This window comes from Sciscionella sediminilitoris, from assembly GCF_000737195.2.
In the GTDB taxonomy this organism is placed as follows: domain Bacteria; phylum Actinomycetota; class Actinomycetes; order Mycobacteriales; family Pseudonocardiaceae; genus Sciscionella; species Sciscionella sediminilitoris.
This window is the reverse complement of sequence record NZ_JALM01000067.1, coordinates 58379-74677: the sequence shown is the minus strand read 5'-3', so window position 1 is coordinate 74677 and position 16299 is coordinate 58379. Positions and strand designations below refer to the sequence as shown.

Annotated in this window: 22 protein-coding genes; 13 read left to right on the top strand and 9 right to left on the bottom strand. The window is 68.7% G+C overall.

All coding sequences use genetic code 11. The features are described 5' to 3' along the window. The first annotated feature begins 61 nt into the window (after positions 1 to 61). The 4 genes from AD72_RS24065 to AD72_RS24050 all read left to right on the top strand — a co-directional run bounded on the left by AD72_RS24065 (position 62) and on the right by AD72_RS24050 (position 3511). Positions 62 to 793, top strand: coding sequence for a lysophospholipid acyltransferase family protein (locus tag AD72_RS24065; protein ID WP_031468837.1), 732 nt, complete (start codon positions 62 to 64; stop codon positions 791 to 793). After that, positions 786 to 1787 carry an NAD(P)H-dependent glycerol-3-phosphate dehydrogenase gene (locus AD72_RS24060; RefSeq protein WP_031468836.1) on the top strand — a complete coding sequence of 334 codons (1002 nt, stop codon included), beginning with the start codon at positions 786 to 788 and terminating at the stop codon, positions 1785 to 1787. The genes AD72_RS24065 and AD72_RS24060 overlap by 8 nt, the downstream gene beginning before the upstream one ends. Positions 1788 to 1793: 6 nt before the next feature. Beyond that, positions 1794 to 2876, top strand: coding sequence for a cystathionine gamma-lyase (locus AD72_RS24055; RefSeq protein WP_031468835.1), 1083 nt, complete (start codon positions 1794 to 1796; stop codon positions 2874 to 2876). A 164-nt stretch (positions 2877 to 3040) separates the two neighbouring features. After that, the gene (locus tag AD72_RS24050; protein ID WP_031468834.1) at positions 3041 to 3511 is read left to right on the top strand and encodes a cysteine dioxygenase; all 471 of its coding nucleotides are present in this window, start codon (positions 3041 to 3043) and stop codon (positions 3509 to 3511) included. On the opposite strand, the gene AD72_RS24045 is transcribed toward AD72_RS24050, so the two are convergent. Next, on the bottom strand, positions 3508 to 4059 hold the full coding sequence (locus tag AD72_RS24045) for a TetR/AcrR family transcriptional regulator (protein WP_031468833.1): 552 nt from the start codon (positions 4057 to 4059) through the stop codon (positions 3508 to 3510). The genes AD72_RS24050 and AD72_RS24045 overlap by 4 nt on opposite strands. A 93-nt stretch (positions 4060 to 4152) precedes the next feature. Here AD72_RS24045 and AD72_RS24040 point away from each other — a divergent pair, with 93 nt between their 5' ends. Then, on the top strand, positions 4153 to 4632 hold the full coding sequence (locus AD72_RS24040; RefSeq protein ID WP_031468832.1) for a DoxX family protein: 480 nt from the start codon (positions 4153 to 4155) through the stop codon (positions 4630 to 4632). Here the strand turns inward: AD72_RS24040 and AD72_RS24035 are convergent. Then, on the bottom strand, positions 4618 to 5253 hold the full coding sequence (locus AD72_RS24035) for a pyridoxamine 5'-phosphate oxidase family protein (protein WP_031468831.1): 636 nt from the start codon (positions 5251 to 5253) through the stop codon (positions 4618 to 4620). The two genes, AD72_RS24040 and AD72_RS24035, sit on opposite strands and share 15 nt — an antisense overlap. 70 nt (positions 5254 to 5323) lie before the next feature. Between AD72_RS24035 and pdxR the strand changes: the two genes are divergently transcribed. Genes pdxR through AD72_RS24020 form a run of 3 tightly spaced genes read left to right on the top strand, consistent with a single transcriptional unit; the run spans position 5324 to position 8183 of the window. Continuing rightward, positions 5324 to 6757 carry a MocR-like pyridoxine biosynthesis transcription factor PdxR gene (gene pdxR / locus AD72_RS24030; protein ID WP_031468830.1) on the top strand — a complete coding sequence of 478 codons (1434 nt, stop codon included), beginning with the start codon at positions 5324 to 5326 and terminating at the stop codon, positions 6755 to 6757. Between the two features lie 9 nt (positions 6758 to 6766). Continuing rightward, the gene (locus AD72_RS24025; protein WP_031468829.1) at positions 6767 to 7840 is read left to right on the top strand and encodes a D-alanine--D-alanine ligase family protein; all 1074 of its coding nucleotides are present in this window, start codon (positions 6767 to 6769) and stop codon (positions 7838 to 7840) included. A gap of 19 nt (positions 7841 to 7859) precedes the next feature. Next, complete coding sequence (locus tag AD72_RS24020; RefSeq protein ID WP_051898945.1) at positions 7860 to 8183, top strand: PH domain-containing protein; 324 nt, start codon at positions 7860 to 7862, stop codon at positions 8181 to 8183. A gap of 9 nt (positions 8184 to 8192) precedes the next feature. Here AD72_RS24020 and AD72_RS36785 read toward each other — a convergent pair whose 3' ends face one another. From AD72_RS36785 to AD72_RS24005, 3 genes are all read right to left on the bottom strand, one after another. Next, positions 8193 to 8594, bottom strand: coding sequence for a hypothetical protein (locus AD72_RS36785; RefSeq protein ID WP_156365354.1), 402 nt, complete (start codon positions 8592 to 8594; stop codon positions 8193 to 8195). Positions 8595 to 8888: 294 nt separating this feature from the next. Beyond that, the gene (locus AD72_RS24010; RefSeq protein ID WP_031468827.1) at positions 8889 to 9440 is read right to left on the bottom strand and encodes a DUF3515 domain-containing protein; all 552 of its coding nucleotides are present in this window, start codon (positions 9438 to 9440) and stop codon (positions 8889 to 8891) included. Positions 9441 to 9459: 19 nt separating this feature from the next. Beyond that, positions 9460 to 9693, bottom strand: coding sequence for an Lrp/AsnC ligand binding domain-containing protein (locus AD72_RS24005; protein ID WP_031468826.1), 234 nt, complete (start codon positions 9691 to 9693; stop codon positions 9460 to 9462). Positions 9694 to 9814: 121 nt separating this feature from the next. Here AD72_RS24005 and AD72_RS24000 point away from each other — a divergent pair, with 121 nt between their 5' ends. After that, positions 9815 to 10759, top strand: coding sequence for a thiamine-phosphate kinase (locus AD72_RS24000; protein WP_031468825.1), 945 nt, complete (start codon positions 9815 to 9817; stop codon positions 10757 to 10759). Between the two features lie 46 nt (positions 10760 to 10805). Here the strand turns inward: AD72_RS24000 and AD72_RS23995 are convergent, their stop codons facing one another. Then, the gene (locus AD72_RS23995) at positions 10806 to 11360 is read right to left on the bottom strand and encodes a GNAT family N-acetyltransferase (RefSeq protein WP_063890792.1); all 555 of its coding nucleotides are present in this window, start codon (positions 11358 to 11360) and stop codon (positions 10806 to 10808) included. A 59-nt stretch (positions 11361 to 11419) separates the two neighbouring features. Between AD72_RS23995 and AD72_RS23990 the strand changes: the two genes are divergently transcribed. The 4 genes from AD72_RS23990 to AD72_RS23975 all read left to right on the top strand — a co-directional run bounded on the left by AD72_RS23990 (position 11420) and on the right by AD72_RS23975 (position 14195). Then, complete coding sequence (locus AD72_RS23990) at positions 11420 to 11887, top strand: GNAT family N-acetyltransferase (protein WP_031468823.1); 468 nt, start codon at positions 11420 to 11422, stop codon at positions 11885 to 11887. 27 nt (positions 11888 to 11914) lie between these two features. Continuing rightward, positions 11915 to 12436, top strand: a complete 522-nt coding sequence (locus AD72_RS23985; protein ID WP_031468822.1) for a gamma carbonic anhydrase family protein — start codon at positions 11915 to 11917, stop codon at positions 12434 to 12436. 21 nt (positions 12437 to 12457) lie between these two features. Beyond that, positions 12458 to 13135, top strand: a complete 678-nt coding sequence (locus AD72_RS23980) for a uracil-DNA glycosylase (RefSeq protein WP_031468821.1) — start codon at positions 12458 to 12460, stop codon at positions 13133 to 13135. 163 nt (positions 13136 to 13298) lie between these two features. Then, positions 13299 to 14195: an SDR family NAD(P)-dependent oxidoreductase gene (locus AD72_RS23975; protein WP_031468820.1), complete on the top strand. Its 897-nt coding sequence runs from the start codon at positions 13299 to 13301 to the stop codon at positions 14193 to 14195. On the opposite strand, the gene AD72_RS23970 is transcribed toward AD72_RS23975, so the two are convergent. From AD72_RS23970 to rpmB, 3 genes are all read right to left on the bottom strand, one after another. After that, the gene (locus tag AD72_RS23970; RefSeq protein WP_031468819.1) at positions 14192 to 15079 is read right to left on the bottom strand and encodes an LLM class F420-dependent oxidoreductase; all 888 of its coding nucleotides are present in this window, start codon (positions 15077 to 15079) and stop codon (positions 14192 to 14194) included. The genes AD72_RS23975 and AD72_RS23970 overlap by 4 nt on opposite strands. A gap of 41 nt (positions 15080 to 15120) precedes the next feature. Further along, positions 15121 to 16008 (bottom strand): LLM class F420-dependent oxidoreductase, encoded by an 888-nt coding sequence (locus tag AD72_RS23965; RefSeq protein ID WP_031468818.1) that lies wholly within the window; start codon positions 16006 to 16008, stop codon positions 15121 to 15123. 99 nt (positions 16009 to 16107) lie between these two features. Next, positions 16108 to 16299 carry a 50S ribosomal protein L28 gene (gene rpmB, locus AD72_RS35910; RefSeq protein WP_026197237.1) on the bottom strand — a complete coding sequence of 64 codons (192 nt, stop codon included), beginning with the start codon at positions 16297 to 16299 and terminating at the stop codon, positions 16108 to 16110.

Sequence of the window (16299 nt, the reverse complement as noted above, 5' to 3'; positions counted from 1 at the left end):
TGATAGAGCGCGTTACTCTGCAGTGGTTCCCGAGAGTGGTTCCCGAGCGTGAAGGAGTGGCATGGTCAACCCCCTGTGGCTCAACCTGGCCAGGTCGGTGTTCTACCCGGTCACGACGGGTTTGGCGAAGACCGAGGTGATCGACGGCGCGAAGCTGCCGCGTACCGGTGGGGCGATCCTGGTGCTGAACCACATCACGCACATCGACCCGCTCTACGATTCGGTGATCGTCGATAAACTCGGCAGGCGGCCGCATTTCCTCGCGAAGCATTCGCTGTTCGAGAAACCACTCGCGAAACAGGTGCTGTACGGCACCGGTCAGATTCCGGTCTACCGCGGCACCGACAAGGCGGTGGACAGCCTCGCCGAGGCGCGGTCCATGCTCGCCGACGGCGCACTGGTGATCATCTACCCGGAGGGCACCTGCACCAAGGACCCGCTCGGCTGGCCGATGATCTCGCGCAGCGGGGTCGCGCGGCTCGCACTGGACACCGATGTTCCGGTGATTCCGGCGGCGCGCTGGGGAACCCTGTCGATCATGAACCTGTACGAGAAGCGGTTCAGCCCGTTGCCCAGGTCCAAGGTCAGCGTCAAGTTCGGTGATCCGCTCGATCTCTCCGCCGAGCGCGCGGCCGGGGTGAGCGGGCGCAATCTGCTCGCGGTGACCGATACCGCCATGCGCGCGGTGCGGGACCTGGTCGGTGAACTGCGCGGGGAAACCCCTCCGGAGGAGTTCTACAACCCGCGCAAGGAGAAGAACAAAGCGAAGAACAAGGCCAACCCGGATGCCTAGCCGGATCACCGTGCTCGGGGCCGGCTCCTGGGGGACCGCCTACGCCAAGGTGCTCGCCGATGCGGGCAACGAGGTCACCGTGCTCGCCAGGCGCACCGAGGTCGCCGAAGCGCTCAGCGCGGGCAGCAATCCCGGTTATCTGCCCGATGTCGCGCTGCCCCGGATGCGCGCGGTGACCGAACCGGGTGCCGCGCTGGATGGTGCGGAGCTCGTGGTGCTCGCGGTGCCGAGCCAGTCACTGCGGGAGAACCTCGCCGCGTGGCGCGGATTGCTGCCCCCGGATGTCAGCATCGTGAGTCTGGCCAAGGGAATCGAGCTCGGCACCCTGCAGCGGTGCAGCGAGGTGATCGCGGACGCGGGCGCGATCGAACCCGAACGGATCATCGCGGTCTCCGGCCCCAATCTGGCCCGCGAGGTCGCCGCGGAACAACCGACCGCGGTCGTCTATGGCGCCCGGGAACACGAGCGCGCGGTGCGGCTGCAGGAACTCAGCAAGACCGCGTATTTCCGCCCGTACACCAACCAGGATGTCATCGGCTGCGAGATCGGCGGCGCGTGCAAGAACGTGATCGCGCTCGCCTGTGGGATCGCCACCGGACTCGGTTTCGGCGCGAACACCACGGCCACCCTGGTCACTCGCGGGCTCGCCGAGATCACCCGGCTCGCCGTGGCGCTCGGCGCGGACCCGATGACGCTGTCCGGTCTCGCCGGGCTCGGTGATCTGGTGGCGACCTGTTCCTCCCCGCTGTCCCGTAACCGGACCTTCGGCACCCGGCTCGCCGCGGGGGAAACCGTGGCCATGGCGCAGAAGGCGGCGCACGGACAGGTCGCGGAGGGGGTGAAGTCGTGTTCCTCGGCGCGCGAGCTCGGCAGGCGCTCGCACGTCGACATGCCGATCGCCGATGTGGTGCACCGGGTCTGCCATGAGGGCGCGGTGCCCCGCGCGATGGTGGCCGAACTACTCGGCCGCGAAGCGAAACCGGAACGGGATTGAGGAACCATGGAACACGGTGACGGCACCCGCTGTGCCCACGCGGGACTCGAAGTGGCACCCGGCGCGACCTTCGTGCCCAGCCCGGTTTTCGGTTCGGCCTTTCATCTTGGCGGGGCGGACTACTACGGCGGGGCTTCGAATCCGAGCTGGCGGGCCCTGGAATCCGCGCTCGGCGAGCTGGACGGCGGGCACTGCGTGAGCTTCGCCTCCGGGATGGCCGCGATCGCCACCCTGGTGCGCACCGTGGTCTCGGCGGGCGATCTCGTGGTGCTGCCCAGCGATGGCTACTACCTCGCCCGGGACTACGTGCGCACGGAGCTCGGCCGCTTCGGGGTACTGGTGCGCGAGGTGCCGACCGCGGAGATCGGCGCGGACTCGGTGGACGGTGCCGCGCTGGTGCTGCTGGAGACCCCGGCCAATCCGGGACTGGATGTGGCCGACATCGCGCGGATCGCCGAGGCGGTGCACGCGCGCGGCGGGCTGCTCGCGGTGGACAACACCACGGCGACCCCGCTCGGCCAGCGCCCGCTCGAACTCGGCGCGGATGTGTGCCTTTCCAGTGACACCAAGGCCGTCGCCGGGCATTCCGATGTGGTGCTCGGCCATGTGTCCTGTGTCTCCGGGGAACTGGCGCAGCAGCTGCGCACCGCGCGCAGGGGAGCGGGCGCGACGCCGGGATCCTTCGAGGTGTGGATGGTGCACCGCGGGCTGCAGACTCTCGATCTGCGGCTGCAGCGGCAGGCGGAGAACGCCGCCGCGCTCGCCGGGGCACTGCGCGAACTCGGGGTTCCCGGTCTGCGCTGGCCGGGAGCGGACTGGGATCCCGCGCATGCGGTGGCCGAGCGGCAGATGCGCCGCTACAACGGGGTGCTGTGTTTCGAACTGGAATCCGAGGCCGCGTTCACCCGGTTCCTGGAGCGCACCACCCTGGTCGCCGATGCCACCAGTTTCGGCGGGGTGCACAGCAGCGCCGACCGCCGCGCCCGGTTCGGAGACCCCGTTCCCGAGGGCTTCGTGCGGTTCTCCTGCGGCATCGAGAACACCGCGGACCTGGTCGCGGACGTTGTTCACGGAGTGGGACAGAGTTGACCCTGGGTGGCCGGGCCGCCATGGTGGGTGCCATGAACACGCGCGCCAGCAGCACGAGGCGGGGTCTGCTCGACCTGCGCCGGTGTGCCAGCGCGCTGTGTCTTGCTGGGTGAACTTCCCGTCCTTTCCGTTCACATCCAGCATTTTCCGAGGTATTCCCAGCGATGTTCGCCGTTCCCGAGAACACCATTGCCCTGCGCCCTGCCGTCTCCGCCGCCCATCCGGCGCGGATCGCCGCCGAGTACGCCCGTGACCGGGACCGGTGGGCGCACCTGCTGCGCTACGACCCCGATGAGCGGTACGCCGCGCTGATCACCGCCGACGAGCTGTTCGAGGTGTGGCTGCTCTCCTGGCTGCCCGGCCAGACGACCGGCCTGCACGATCACGGTGGCGCCGAGGGCGCGTTCACCGTGGTCACCGGGACCGTGAGCGAGCGGGTGATCCGCGGCGGGACCGAGGTACTGCACGAGGTCGGCGCGGGCCAGTCCCGGGTGTTCGGCATCGACTACGTGCACCAGGTGCACAACGCGGGCGTGGACCCCGCGGTCACCATTCACGTGTACCGGCCGAGCCGGGTCCCGATGCGCGAATACCGCTTCGATCCGGTCGGCGGGCTCGCCACGCTCGAATCCTAGGCACGTTCCGGGAACAGCAGACCGGCGATCGCCCGCGTGGTGGCCCCGGCGTCGTCGACCCGGACCACCCCGCTGAGCACCAGGGTCGCGAACCCGTGCACGAGTGACCAGGCCGCGGTCCCGGCCAGCCCGGAATCCGGGCCGCAGCGTGGATCGGCCGCGACCCCGCGCTGTAGTGCCTGGAGCGCCCGAACTCGCGCGGCGATCAGCTTCTCGTCCTCGGCGTGCAGCAGCCCGGGCTGGAACATCACCTCGAAATGGGCGCGGTGCTCCAGGGCGAAGGACACGTAGCGAACCCCCATCTCGATGATCCCGCCGCCGGATTCCCACGCCTGTTCGACCGTCTCGGCGAGGAGTGCGTAGCCCTCCGTGGCCAGCGCGGTGAACAGGCCCGCCTTGTCCCCGAAGTGATGGGTGGGCGCGGCATTGGACACGCCCGCCCGGCGGGCGAGCTCGCGCAGGCTCAGCGCCGAGGGGCCCGATTCGAGGATCGCCTCGCTCGCCGCGTCGAGCATGGCCCGGCGCAGATCTCCATGGTGATACGGCATACCCGCACCTTATCCCCCATCTGAACATTGACAAGATCCGCTAACGCGGGCATCTTGTCAGTGTAAAGATTGTTGATGGGGAAGGATCCCGCGATGGCACCGTTGGTCTTCTTGTTGCTCGGCACCGTGATTCCGCTGCTCGCGGGTCGCTTCGGGGTGCGCTGGCTGCGCGGCTGGCCGATCGCCGCGCGCTGCGGGCTCGCCGTGATGTTCACCGTTACCGGGATCACGCATTTCGTGGGGATGCGCGCCGAGATGATCGCGATGGTGCCGCCCGCCCTGCCCGCCCCGGAACTGCTCGTCGACATCACCGGGGTTCTCGAACTCGCCGGGGCGGTGGGCGTACTGCTGCCGTTGACCGCGCCACTGGCCACGGCGGGCCTCGGGGTGATGCTGCTCGGCATGTTCCCGGCCAATGTGTACAAGGCGCTCACCGGAACCGGGCTCGCCTTCGAGGATCAGCTGGTGCCGCGCACCGTGCTCCAGCTGCTCTATCTGGTCCCGGTGGCCGCCCTGATCCGGCATTACCTGCGCACCGGGTGGCCGCGCCGCGCGCAGTTACAGCATTCGTGAGTGCACGTGCTCCGGAACCGGGAAATCGGCGTGCAGATCGGCGGAGGGGGCCGGTTTCGTGAACGACCGCGCGATCGGCAGCACGCCGGCCCAGGTGGGCAGTTCGAGATCGGCGTCCTCGTCCTTGGGGTCCCCGGTGCGGATCTTCACCGCGGCCTCTTCGAGGGAAAGGGCGAGCACGGTGGTCTGCGCGAGTTCCTTCTTGTTCGGGCGCCGCGCGTGCTCCCAGGAACCGGGAGCCAGATGCTCGGTGAGCACCCGCAGTGCGTCGAGTTTTCGTTGCCCGGCAAGGGTTTCCGGAACCCCGTGGATGACCGCGGATGCGTAGTTGACCGAGAAGTGGAACACCGAGCGGGCGTAGACGATGCCGTTCAGTTCGGTGACGGTCACGCACACCTGGTCGCCGGTGCGCAGGCTGCGCGCCCCCGAGGAACCGTGGATGTAGAGGGTGTCGCCCTCACGCGCGTACCCGGTCGGCAGCACGCGCGGTGCCCCGTCCACGATGACTCCGAGGTGGCAGACCAGATTGCGGTCGAGCACCTCGTAGAGCGCCGAGCGGTCGGTGGCGGCTCGCTCCTTGGCGCGCCGGATGGTGGAGCGATCAGTCGGGGAGAGGGTCATACCGCCACCCTCGCCGAGAAAAGTGGCATTCTGGAACGGCCACCTGTACCGAAACTCCGAAGGCCAGTCCGTGACCCATCCGCGCGCCACCACCCCGATCACCAATCTGCCGATCACGCTCGAGCGCGATGCGGCGACCCCGCTCGCGGTGCAGCTGGCCGAGACGATCCGCACCGCGGCCGCGGACGGGGTGCTGCGTGCGGGGGACCGGTTGCCGTCCACGCGGGCGCTCGCCGCGGAACTCGGGGTCAGCCGCACCGTCACCGCGGCGGCCTATGACCAGTTGCACGCCGAGGGATGGATCGACGGCAAACACGGTTCGGGCACGTATGTCACCACCACCCCGCCGCGCGGCATCCCGCACGGCAGGGTTTCCGGGCAGGGCAAGGGCGAGCGCGAGTACATCGACCTGGCCCCGGGGGCCCCGCTGATCGAGGACATGGACCGCGCGGCATGGCGGCGGGCCTGGCGCGCGGCCGCCGACGAGGAACCGCTGCTGCGCCCGGTGCGCGCGGGCCTTCCGGAATACCGCGAGGTGATCGCCGAACACCTGCTGCGCCACCGCGGGCTCTCCGTGGCACCCGCGCGGATCGCCGAGGTGGTGCTGGCCACCGCGGGCACCACCGCGGCGGTCAACGAACTCGCCTGCGCGGTGTTCGAACCCGGTGACGTGCTCGCCATGGAGGATCCCGGGTATCAGCGCGCCGTTCAGGTGCTGCGCTCGGCGGGGGTGCGGGTGGTTCCGGTGCCCGTGGACGAGGGCGGGGTCCGGGTGGACGAGATCGATCCCGCGGCGAAGGCGGTGTACTGCTCGCCATCACATCAGTACCCGCTCGGCGGGCGGATGGCCGCGAGCAGGCGGGTGCAGCTGGTGGAACGGGCCCGGGAGCGCGGCTGGCTGGTGATCGAGGACGACTACGACGGCGAACTGCGCTACGACGTGGCCCCGCTGCCCCTGCTCGCCTCGCTCGCCCCGGATGTGGTCGTGCATCTGGGCACCACGAGCAAGATCTTCACCTCCACACTCGGCGCCGGGTGGATGATCGCCCCGCAACAGGTCACCGGGAAAGTGCTCGACTACCGCGAGCGCACCGGGGTGGCCCCGGCCGCGGCCGGACAGCAGGTGCTCGTGCAGCTGGCCCGCAACGGCGACCTCGGGCGGCACCTGCGCAAGATCCGCCGGGTACTGCACCAGCGCCGCGAGCTCGTGGTGCACACCCTGCGCGCGGCGGGGGCGGATGTGCTCGGCGACGATGCGGGCGCGCACGTCGTCGTGCCGCTGGAGAACCCCCTGCACGAGGACGCCGTCGTGCGGGGCGCGCGGGAACAGGGAATCTGGATCGACGGGCTGGCCCGCCACCACATCGGTACCCAGCAGTGGCACGGGGTCGCGCTCGGGTACACCGCCTGCACTCACGCGGAGCTGGAGCAGGCATTACCCGTGGTGGCCGGGCTGCTGAAGCGGTGCGGGTACGCTGGCTCGCCAGGTGGGCGAGGCCATTAAGGAGTCGAGTTGACGAAGAAGATCCGGGTCGCCGTGGTGTTCGGGGGCCGCAACAGTGAGCACGCCATTTCCTGCATCTCCGCATCGAGCGTGCTGGCCAACCTCGACAGGGACCGGTTCGACATCGTCGGCGTCGGCATCACCCAGGACGGTTCCTGGGTACTCGGCACCACCGACCCGCGTGAGCTCGAACTGCGGGACAAGCAGCTGCCCTCGGTCACCGACGGCACCGACCTCGCGCTCGCCGGCGGTGACCTGGTCTCCATCGACAAGCCCAGCGCGGGCGAGGTGCTTTCCGCGGTGGACGTGCTGTTCCCCGTGCTGCACGGAGCCTACGGCGAGGACGGCACCATCCAGGGCATGTTCGAGATGGCGGGCGTGCCCTATGCCGGTGCCGGGGTGCTCGCCTCCGCCGCCGCCATGGACAAGGAGTTCGGCAAGAAGCTGCTCGCCGCCGATGGGATGAGCGTCGGCCGGTTCACCGTGCTGCGCAGGGGCGAGGACGAGCCCGACCTCGACGGCTTCGGCTACCCGCTGTTCGTCAAGCCCGCGCGGGCCGGTTCCTCGACCGGGATCACCAAGGTCGGTTCGGCCGCCGAACTGCCCGCCGCCATCGCCACCGCGCGCGAGATCGACCCCAAGGTGATCATCGAGGAGGGCGTCGTCGGGGCCCGCGAGGTCGAGTGCGGAGTGCTGGAATTCCCCGACGGCTCCGTGCGCGCCTCCCTGCCCTCGGAGATCCGGATGCGCGGGGACGACTGGTACGACTTCGAGTCCAAGTACCTCGAGACCGACGAGCGCTGCGAGATCGACATCCCGGCCAAGCTCGACGACGCCGTCACCGCCGCCATTCAGGAGCAGGCCATCCGCGCCTTCCGGGCGCTCGACTGTCAGGGACTCGCCCGGGTCGACTTCTTCATCACCGAATCCGGCGAGCCCATCGTCAACGAGCTCAACACCATGCCCGGATTCACCGCCACCTCCGCCTACCCCAAGATGTGGGAGGTCACCGGCATCGACTACCCGACCCTGCTGAGCACCCTCATCGACACGGCCCTCGCGCGGGGAACCGGACTGCGCTGAGATTTCGTACCCTTCAGGTATGGCCTATCAGGAGAACGGCATCACGCTCGACGGACACCAGCTCGTCCTGCGCCGGTACTACTTCCCCTTCGGAGCCAAGCGCATCGGCTACGACCGGATCCGGCAGGCGCGGGTCACCAAACCCTCGCGGCTGCGCATCTGGGGCAGCGACGACTTCGTGCACTGGTACAACTTCGACGCACGCCGGCCGCGTAAGACGACCGCGATCGAGCTCGACCTCGGCCGCCGGTGCAAACCGGTGATCACGCCGGACGATCCGGACAAGGTTCTCGCGGAGCTGCGCGAGGCCGGTGTGACGGTGGATCGAGGGTCTGCCGACTGAGTACGACGCTCACTTGCCTGTACTTGTTGGCGTGCTGGTGGCAAGGGGGTGCTCATGACGGCTCACATCTTCGTCGACGAGGCGAGGACGCGCGGTTAGCTGATCGCGGCAGCTGTCGTTCTCCCGGGAGATCTGGGTGTCGCCCGCAAGACGGTCAGCGCTCTGGTCCTGCAAGGCCAGAAACGGCTTCACTTTCACAAAGAGGCCGACGCACGTCGACGGCAAATCCTCACGGAGATGGCCAGACTCGACGCCGAAGTTCTGCTCCATGACGGTTCGTCGCGAACGCCGCGCCGTCAGCGTGACGCTTGTCTGGTCGAGTTGATGACAGCGGTGGCCGAGCGGAACGCGCAGATGCTGGTGCTCGAGCGGGACGATCCGGTCGTTCACGTCGACCGAAAGATCCTCCATGAACGAGCCAGGGCGCTCGGCTGTGCCGCCACTCTCACCTACCGGCACTCGCGTGCGGTCGAAGAACCACTCCTGGCCATTCCCGATGCCGTGGCTTGGTGCTGGCAGCGTGGCGAACCGTGGCGATCCTGGCTGCGGGAACTCGGACTGCTGACAACGGTCACGAAGCTTTGAGCACCGTCGGATACGCGAAAACCCGGCCCACCCACCGTTCGGAAGGCTACCGGGTTCACTGCGTAGAGCTAATGCCCTACGCACCTGAATACATAGCACGATCGCGGCGACGGACGGTGACTATGGCCGTACCGGTTTCTGTGGCAGCGCCGTGCGGATGGCCGTCGAGGTGTCCTGGAGTGGTCCGGTGCCGACGGAATCGGGCACGGTCAGTGCGATGTAGACCGGCCGGTCGACCGCGTAGTAGGTCGCGCGCCCCTGATCGGCGACCCGCAGCCACTGCACGCCGGAGACGACGGTGAGCTGCGAGGTGGGCGTGAGCTCGGCGGGTTTCTCGATACCGCAGCGCAGGATGACCGGGTCCTCGGTCGCGGCCCAGGCGACGGTGGCCGGTGGGGCGGGTTTCGCGAGGGCGAGCCTGGACAGCTGCTTGCCGTCGCTGGGAATGGTGCGCGGCAGTTTCCCCAGCAGCGCGGCGCAGTCCTTGTTCCCCGCGTCGGGGGCGGGCACCGGGGCGACGGCGAGTGGCTTGTCGATCTTGTTGTGTTGGGGCTGCGCCGGTTCGTTCCCGGAATACACGCGCAGCACGATCACCCCGGCGAGCAGTGCCGCACCGAGGATCGCGGCGAGCACGATCGCGGGCTTGGGGATGCCGGTGGAATCGGTTCGCACGCGGCTAGCGTGGCATTGCTCAGAGGTTGACCACCGGGCAGGTCAGGGTTCGGGTAATCCCGGCGACATTCTGCACGCGCGCGACGACCATCTGGCCGAGGATGTCCACGTTCTCCGCTTCGGCGCGCACGATCACGTCATAGGGGCCGGTGACGTCCTCGGCGGTGGTGACTCCGGGCATTCCGGCGATCTCGCTCGCGACCTCGGCGGCCTTGCCGACCTCGGTCTGGATCAAGATATATGCGTTGACCACGGCGCGCCCCTTCGTCGTCAGGCCGGTGCTCCAGGTAGGACAGTTACCGTACCGAAGAACTTACCGTGTGAGGCCGATAGTTGGAAATCCGAACTTTCGCAGTCAAGGTGGTGCAGGTCAGGTGGATGAAACGCTAGCCTCCACGGGTGAATTCGGCGCTATCGAGCGCATCACGGACGGTCTGCGGCAACCGGCGAGCACCCTGCTCGGCCCCGGCGACGATGCCGCGGTGGTGGCCGCGGCCTCCGGCTCGGTCGTCGCGTGCACCGACACCATCGTCGAGTCGGTGGACTTCCGCCTCGACTGGTCGAGTCCGCAACAGGTCGGGCGCAAGGCCGCGGCGATCAATCTGGCCGATATCTCGGCGATGGGGGCGGTGCCCACGGCGCTGCTCGCCACGCTGTCCGCGCCCGCGGAGACCGAGCTCGCCGTGCTCGAGGGGATCGGGGCGGGCATGGCCGAGGAGGCGGCGAATCTCGGTGCCGGACTGGTCGGCGGGGATCTCTCCAGCGCGAATCAGCTCGTCATCTCGGTAACGGCGCTCGGTGATCTCGAGGGGCGGGCGGCGGTCACTCGCTCGGGAGCGCGGCCGGGGAACGTGGTCGCGGTCGCGGGCAAGCTCGGCTGGTCCGCGGCCGGTTTCGCGGTGCTCAGCAGGGGTTTCCGCGCTCCGGGGGCGGTGGTGAACGTGCATCGCTGCCCGCAGCCGCCGTATGCCGAGGGGCAGCGCGCCGCGGCGGCCGGGGCGACCGCGATGACCGATGTCTCCGATGGGCTGCTCGCCGACCTCGGGCACATCGCCGCGGCCTCCGGGGTGGCGATCGATCTGCGCGCCGAGGCGCTCACTCCGGACGACCGGCTGATCGAGGTCGGTTCGGCGCTCGGCGCGGACCCGATGTCCTGGGTGCTGACCGGCGGCGAGGACCACGCGCTCGCGGCGACCTTCGCGGTGGCCGCCGCCGTTCCCGAGCAGTGGCTGATCATCGGTGAGGTCACCGAGGGCAGTGGGGTGACGGTGGACGGCGCGGAGTACGAGGGTGCGCAGGGCTGGCAGCACTACCGCTGAGTTGCCACGGCTGTAGTACCACGGCTGTGGTACTACAGCCGAAGTGCTACGCCTGCGGTGTCCATTCGCTGCGCAGCGCGCCCATGAGCACCGCGTCGTAGCGGTGCCCGTCGTGCACGTAGGCCTCGCGCCTGCGGCCTTCCTCGGTGAACCCGGCGCGCCGGTAGGCCTCGATCGCGCCGGTGTTGAAGGAGAACACCCACAGCTCGACCCTGTGCAGATCGAGCTCGGCGAAGCTCCAGCGCACGAGTGTGCGAACGGTATCGGAGCCGTACCCTTTCCCCTGGTGTTCCGGGCCGAGCATGATGCTCAGTTCCGCGCTCCGGTTGCGCAGATCGATTCCCATCAGACCGGCCTGTCCGAGCAGTACGCCGTCGGATTTTCGCGCCACGCAGAATCCGACGGCCTCGAGTGATTCGTTCGCCGTCCAGCTCCGGAATCGTTCCGCCGAACTGGATTCGGGGACCGGGCGCACGATCATCTGCTGCAGAACCGCGATTTCCGGGTTCTCGTACCAGTTCGCCAGCACCGGAAGATCCTCCTCGGTGCGTGCGCGAAGCCGAATGTGCGATCCGTCGAGAATGCTTTTACCGTATGTCACCGAATCGGCGGTGCTGCTCCATCGCGTCACCCGCGGAATTGTGCCAGTAGGCTCGTACTGTGCTGATCGAGACCGTTCCCTTCACCCACCCGGATGTCGAAACACTCACCGAGGCGGCGCAACGGTTCTATCGGGAGCGCTACGGGGATCCCGACGAGTCCCCGATCGACGCGGCCGAATTCGCGGCACCGAAAGGCACCTTCCTGCTCGCCAGGCTGGACGGGGAACCGGTGGCGTGCGGCGGCTGGCGTTCCGGGGTGCACGGCGACCCGGGGGATGTCGAGATCAAGCGGATGTTCGTGCTCGCCGAGCATCGGGGCAAGGGCCTGGCCCGCATGCTGATCGCGGAGCTCGAACGCACCGCGGCGCTGGCGGGCTTCACCAGGGTGATCCTGGAGACCGGGACCGAGCAGCCCGAGGCGATGGCGTTCTATGTCTCAACCGGGTATCACCCGATCCCGTCGTTCGGGTATTACCGTGAGGCACCGGAAAGCCGCTGCTATGCCAAGCAACTGACGAGCAACTGACGACACCGCCGAGGAGCTGACCACCGAATGGCCATCTACGCGCTGGGCGAGCTCACCCCCGACATTCATCCGGACGCCTACGTGCACCCGGACGCGACCGTGATCGGCGATGTGCGGATCGGCGCGCAGGCCTCGATCTGGCCGCAGGCGGTGCTGCGCGCGGACACCGCGGAGATCGTGGTGGGGGAGCGCAGCAACATCCAGGACGGCAGCATCATCCACGTCTCGCCCGGGATGCCGACCGTGCTCGGGCCGGGTTCGGCCATCGGGCACAACGTGCACGTGGAGGGCGCGGTGATCGGCACCGGCTGCCTGATCGCCTCCGGATCGGTGGTGCTCAACGGCACCGAGATCGCCGACGGTGGCGTGGTCGGCGCGGGCGCGGTCATGTCGTACCACGGCAAGGTGGCCGGCGGGGAGATCGCGCTCGGGGTCCCCGCGAAATGCCGGGAGAACAAGTCCGTCAACGCCGAGATGGTGGCGGCCATCGTGGCCAACTACGTCGAGCGCGGCGCCCAGTTCGCGAAGTCCCTGCGGCGGCTCGACTAGCCCACGCTAGGGTCACCGGTCATGGCGGCAGCACCACTGAAAGACATTCTCGATCCGGGCTGGGCCGAAGCGCTCGAACCGGTCGCCGACCAGATCGCGAAGATGGGCGAGTTCCTGCGCACCGAGATCGCCGAGGGCCGCACCTATCTGCCGGCGGGCAAGCATGTGCTGCGCGCCTTCACTCAGCCCTTCGACCAGGTGCGGGTGCTGATCGTGGGCCAGGACCCGTACCCGACGCCGGGACACGCGGTCGGGCTGAGTTTCTCGGTCGCCCCGGATGTGCGCCCGCTGCCGAAGAGCCTGATCAACATCTACAAGGAGTACACGGAGGACCTCGGTTACCCGGCACCGTCCAACGGTGACCTCTCGCCGTGGGCCGACACCGGGGTGCTCCTGCTGAACAGGGCACTCACCGTGGCCCCGCGCAGCCCCAACTCGCACCAGGGCAAGGGCTGGGAGGAGATCACCGAGCACGCGATCAAGGCGCTGGCCGCGCGCGGTACCCCGCTCGTGGCGATCCTGTGGGGCCGCAACGCGCGCAATCTCAAACCCTGGCTCGACGGTGTGACCTGCATCGAGTCCCCGCATCCGAGCCCGTTGTCCGCTTCGAGTGGTTTCTTCGGTTCGCGGCCGTTCTCCCGGGCGAACGCCGCGCTGGCCGAGGCCGGGGCACCCGAGGTCGACTGGCGACTGCCGTAATAGCGCTATCTTCACTCGCGCAGATCGGTCGAGCTGTTAACCCTAGGTCATTCACCGCACTGCGCGCGCCCTTCAGCGCGGACCGCCGCTTTACCGCCGCCACACCGACCAAAGTGGGTGTCAGGGCGATGCTGGGCGGCGTCGCCAGGTGCTGGAGGCAGAGATGAACGGGATGCTGGAGGGCAAGGCCGTCGCCGTGACCGGAGCGGGTCGCGGGCTTGGCGAGGCGTTCGCCACACATGCCGCGCAGGCTGGTGCACTGGTCGTGGTCAACGACATCGAAGAGGGGCTCGCCAAACAGGTCGCGGACACCATCAACACCTATGGCGGGACCGCCGTGGTCAGCGCGGGGGACATCGCCGATCCGGACCAGGCCGCGGCCATCGTGGAGCGCTGCGTCCAGGAATTCGGCCGGATCGACGGGCTGGTCAACAACGCCGGGCTGAACTACGACACCCCGTCCTGGCGCGATGAGCCGGACCGGATCCGTGAACTCATCTCGGTGAACGTGCTCGGTTCGATGTACACCGGGACCGCGGCGCTGCGTGCGATGGCCGAAGCGGGCTGCGGTGGTTCGATCGTGAACATCTCCTCGGCCGCCTCCTTCGGGCAGCGCAATCTCGCCACCTACGCGGCCTCCAAGGGCGCGCTCGCCTCGCTGACCTACTCCTGGGCACTGGACTGCGAGGAGATCGGGGTCCGGGTGAACGCGGTCTGCCCGGTCGCGCACACCCGCATGGTGTGGAACTCCGAGCGGGCGCTGCGCGGCGCGCCGCCCTCGCGCACCCCGGCCAAGATCGCGCCCGTCGTGCTGTACCTGCTCTCCGACGAGGCGGACGGGATCACCGGGCAGATGGTGCGCTGCAACGGAAACCAGCTGCACATCATCGGCCAGCCGTACATGAAGCAGCCGGTACTCGAACGCGAGATCTGGGACAGCGAATCGGTGCGCCGTGCCTTCGACGGGGTGCTCGCCGCTCACCTGGAACCGTACGGCCTGGAGAAGCGGCGGGCACCGCGCGAGCGCGAACTGTTCGCCACGCTCGAATCGGTCAGTTAGAGCGCGGCCAGCCTCGGCACCACCGGGGCACAGTTCTGCTCGATCCACTCCGAGGGCCGGTCCCCGGGCGGCATGACGAACACCGTCTGGATACCGATCTCGGCGTAGCCCGCCATCGCCTCGACGAACCCGTCCTGGTCACCGGCATGCAGTTCGCCGCCGGTGTAGAGCATCGTCTTGTGGATCTGCGCGTAGTCCCGGCCGACATCGGCACAGTGGTTGCGCAGCACCTCGAGCTTGTGCGCGATCTCGTCGACCGAGCCGGCATCGGTGCCGAGGTTGCACGCGTCCGCGTACTGCGCGACCAACCGCAGCGTCTTGCGCTCGCCGCCACCGCCGATGAGCACCGGTGGATGCGGATCGCTGATCGGCGCGGGCGAACACAGGGTCTCGGCGAGCTGGAAATGCTTGCCCTCGAACGGTGCGGTGCTCGCCGGGTCCCACATCGCCTGGCAGACCCGCAGCGTCTCCTCCAGCCGTTCGAATCGCTCGGCGGTCGGCGGGAACGGTACCCCGAGCCCCTGATGCTCGCGCTCGTACCAACCGGCCCCGATGCCGAACCAGGCGCGGCCACCGGAGAGCACATCCAGGGTGGTCACGGTCTTGGCGAGCAGCCCTGGGTACCGGTAGGTGACCCCGCCGACCAGCAGACCGAGCCGTACCGAGGAGGTGTGCCCGGCGAGGAAGCTCAGCGCGCTGTACCCCTCGAGCATCGGTTCCTCGGCGGGACGGACCCGGTCCATCTGGAAGAAATGGTCCATCACGCTGACATCGGCGATCCCGGCCTGTTCGGCGATCGTGCCGACCCGGGCGAGCTCCCCGGCGGTGCCTCCGTCCGCGGTCTCGGATCCGGTGAATGACCAAATATGTGTGCCTAGTCGCATACTCCCGACCGTAGATCCTGGAGTGCGCTCCAGGGCAAGACCTACAGCGCTGCCAGCCGGGGTACGAGCGGGGCGGCCACCGCGTCGATCCATTCGCTCGCGGGCCGGTTCGCGGGCGGCATGAGGAACACGGTGTCGATCCCCGCCTCGGCGTAGCCGGACATCAGGTCCACGAATCCGTCCACATCGTCCTCGCCGAGCCGGGCCTTGTTGTACAACACGGTCTTCTGGATGGAGCCGAAATCGCGCCCGACGTCCGCGCAGTGCTTGCGCAGCACCTCCAGCTTGTGCCGGATCCCGTCCAGGTCGGAATGGGTGCCCATATTGGTCATGTCCGCGTACTTCGCGACGAACCGCAGGGTTTTGCGTTCGCCCTCGCCACCGATCATGACCGGTGGCCGCGGGCTGCTGATCGGCGCGGGCGAACACAGGGTCTCGGCGAGCTGGAAATGCTTGCCCTCGAACGGCGCGGTGCTCGCCGGATCCCACATCGCCTGGCTGATCCGCAGCGTCTCCTCCAGCCGTTCGAACCGTTCCGCGGTCGGCGGGAAGTGGACGCCGAGGCCGCGGTGTTCGCGCTCGTACCAACCGGCCCCGATACCGAACCAGGCGCGGCCGCCGGAGAGCACGTCGAGCGTGGTCACCGTCTTGATCAGCAGTCCGGGATGCCGATAGGTGACCCCGCCGACCAGCATGCCCAGCCGCACGGTGGAGGTGTGCGCCGCCAGGTGGCCGAGCGCGGTGTAGCCCTCCAGCATCGGTGTCTCGGCGGGCTGCAGGTGTTCGAGCTGGAAGAAGTGATCCATCACGCTCAGGTGGGTGAGGCCCGCGCGCTCGGCCGCCGCGCCCGCCCTGGCGAGCTCGCCGCCGATGCCGCCCTGGGTGTTCTCGAAGCCGGTGAACGACCAGATGTGTGTGCCAAGTTGCATGCCGGTGACGCTAGGTGCTGGAGCGCGGTCCAGGTCAAGCGCACGAAAAACCCCCGTTGCCCAGCTGGGCGAACGGGGGTTCCGGAAAGTCTCTGGCGCTCAGCCGCGGACGACCTTGCCCGCCTTGATGCACGAGGTGCAGACGTTCATCCGCTTGCGCGCGGAAACGCCGACCTTCGCGTGCACCGTCTGGATGTTGGGGTTCCAGCGGCGACGTGTCGTGCGGTGTGAGTGCGAGACCGAGTTGCCGAAGCCCGGCTTCTTGCCACAGACGTCGCAAACGGAAGCCAC